General features: G+C 53.4%; 1 rRNA gene. It reads left to right on the top strand.

The annotated features are described in order from the left end of the window. Positions 1–116: 116 nt before the first annotated feature. Positions 117–2,912: ribosomal RNA gene (locus U1707_RS18955) — 23S ribosomal RNA — on the top strand. Positions 2,913–3,036: the final 124 nt, after the last annotated feature.

Here is a 3,036-nt window from a genome sequence, read left to right as displayed (position 1 = left end):
AATAATCTGGCTGAGATTATAATCATCCGCACCTGACAAAGGCCAACGCGCACTGCTCTGCCGAGTTGGTGACCTCTTCGGAGGCACCCAGTGATGTCGTTGGTGGTGTGGACTCTCAAGCGTGAGGTAAGGGCAATTCGTGGATGCCTTGGCACATACAGGCGATGAAGGACGTGGCACGCTGCGATAAGCGTCGGTGAGCTGTGAGCAAGCTTTGACCCGACGATTTCCGAATGGGGAAACCCACCTATCCCGATTAATTCTACCTGAGCAGCAATGCTGGGGTAAAGTTAATTAGGTTAGGTATCACTTAGCTGAATACATAGGCTTCGTGAAGCGAACCCGGCGAACTGAAACATCTCAGTAGCTGGAGGAAAAGACATCAACCGAGATTCCGTTAGTAGTGGCGAGCGAACGCGGACCAGGCCAGTGCCTGAATTTCAACTAGTAGAAGTCTCTGGAAAGTGACGCCATAGCGGGTGACAGCCCCGTATACGAAAGTGAGAATTCAGGACTCGAGTAGGGCGGAACACGTGAAATTCTGTCTGAACATGGGGGGACCACCCTCCAAGCCTAAATACTCGTATGTGACCGATAGCGAACTAGTACCGTGAGGGAAAGGTGAAAAGCACCCCGATGAGGGGAGTGAAACAGTACCTGAAACGGATTGCCTACAAGCAGTTGGAGGGCTTTTATGGCCTGACAGCGTACCTCTTGCATAATGGGTCTGTGACTTAATGTATCAAGCAAGCTTAAGCCGATAGGTGTAGGCGCAGCGAAAGCGAGTCTGAATAGGGCGCCAGAGTTTGATGTATTAGACCCGAAACCCGGCGATCTAGGCATGACCAGGATGAAGGTGCAGTAACATGCACTGGAGGTCCGAACCGATTAACGTTGAAAAGTTACCGGATGAGTTGTGTTTAGGGGTGAAAGGCCAATCAAGCCGGGAAATAGCTGGTTCTCCGCGAAAACTATTGAGGTAGTGCCTCGCACGAACACCTTAGGGGGTAGAGCACTGGATGGGCTAGGGGGTCGCGAGATCTACCAAACCTAACCAAACTCCGAATACCTAAGAGTGATATGCGGGAGACAGACGGCGGGTGCTAAGGTCCGTCGTCAAAAGGGAAACAGCCCTGACCTACAGCTAAGGCCCCCAAATCGTATCTAAGTGGGAAAGCATGTGGGACTTCCAAAACAACCAGGAGGTTGGCTTAGAAGCAGCCATCCTTTAAAGAAAGCGTAACAGCTCACTGGTCTAAACAAGAGGTCCTGCGGCGAAGATGTAACGGGGCTCAAGATACGTGCCGAAGCTTAGGGTGTGCCACTTATGTGGTACGCGGTAGCGGAGCGTTCCGTAAGCCTGTGAAGCGATCTGGTAATGGGTCGTGGAGGTATCGGAAGTGCGAATGCAGACATGAGTAGCGATAAAGAGGGTGAGATGCCCTCTCGCCGAAAGACCAAGGGTTCCTGCGCAAGGCTAATCCGCGCAGGGTGAGCCGGCCCCTAAGACGAGCCCGAAGGGGGTAGTCGATGGGAACCACGTTAATATTCGTGGGCCTGGTGGTGTGTGACGGATCATGTGTGTTGTCATCCCTTATCGGATTGGGATGGCTTCGAAATGGTTCCAGGAAATAGCCCCACCGTATAGACCGTACCCGAAACCGACACAGGTGGTCAGGTAGAGTATACCAAGGCGCTTGAGAGAAGTGTCCTGAAGGAACTCGGCAAATTGCCTCCGTACCTTCGGAAGAAGGAGGCCCTCACTATGCGCAAGCACTTTGAGGGGGCACAGGCCAGGGGGTAGCGACTGTTTAGCAAAAACACAGGGCTCTGCTAAGTCGGCTTCAAGACGACGTATAGGGCCTGACGCCTGCCCGGTGCCTGAAGGTTAAGTGGAGGGGTGCAAGCTCTGAAATGAAGCCCAGGTAAACGGCGGCCGTAACTATAACGGTCCTAAGGTAGCGAAATTCCTTGTCGGGTAAGTTCCGACCTGCACGAATGGCGTAACGACTTCCCCACTGTCTCCAGGACATGCTCAGCGAAATTGAATTCTCCGTGAAGATGCGGAGTACCCGCGGTTAGACGGAAAGACCCCGTGCACCTTTACTGCAGCTTCAGAGTGGCATTAGGAAGAAACTGTGTAGCATAGGTGGGAGGCTTTGAAGCATCGGCGCCAGCTGATGTGGAGCCATAGGTGAAATACCACCCTGTTTGTTTCTGATGTCTAACCTCGTTCCGTAAGCCGGAACAGGGACCCTCTGTGGCGGGTAGTTTGACTGGGGCGGTCGCCTCCTAAAGAGTAACGGAGGCGCGCAATGGTGGGCTCAGGACGGTCGGAAACCGTCTGTTAGAGTGCAATGGCATAAGCCCGCCTGACTGCGAGACTGACAAGTCGAGCAGAGACGAAAGTCGGTCATAGTGATCCGGTGGTCCCTCGTGGAAGGGCCATCGCTCAACGGATAAAAGGTACGCCGGGGATAACAGGCTGATAACCCCCAAGAGCTCATATCGACGGGGTTGTTTGGCACCTCGATGTCGGCTCATCACATCCTGGGGCTGGAGCAGGTCCCAAGGGTTTGGCTGTTCGCCAATTAAAGTGGTACGTGAGCTGGGTTCAGAACGTCGCGAGACAGTTTGGTCCCTATCTGCCGTGGGCGTCGAAATTTGAGAGGAGTTGACCCTAGTACGAGAGGACCGGGTTGAACATACCTCTGGTGTACCAGTCGTTCCGCCAGGAGCGCAGCTGGGTAGCTATGTATGGACGGGATAACCGCTGAAAGCATCTAAGCGGGAAGCCTCCCTCGAGATAAGATTTCATAGAGCCGTCGGAGACCACGACGTTGATAGATCGGATGTAGAAGTGCGGTAACGCATGGAGCTAACCGATACTAATTGCTCTATTCGCGCTTGAGAGTCTCACACCATCAATGACAACACTGGGCAACCAGCTAGCCATCAGATGCGTGCGGATGATTACCCAAGTCGAACGCCAGATTGCCAATCCCCTCGCCGTCGAGGGATTGGTCACAAATACCA

The sequence above is a fragment of the Sphingomonas sandaracina genome, assembly GCF_036663695.1.
GTDB lineage: Bacteria > Pseudomonadota > Alphaproteobacteria > Sphingomonadales > Sphingomonadaceae > Sphingomonas.
The sequence above is the reverse complement of the archived record's forward strand: the minus strand, read 5'-3'. Positions and strand labels throughout refer to the sequence as shown.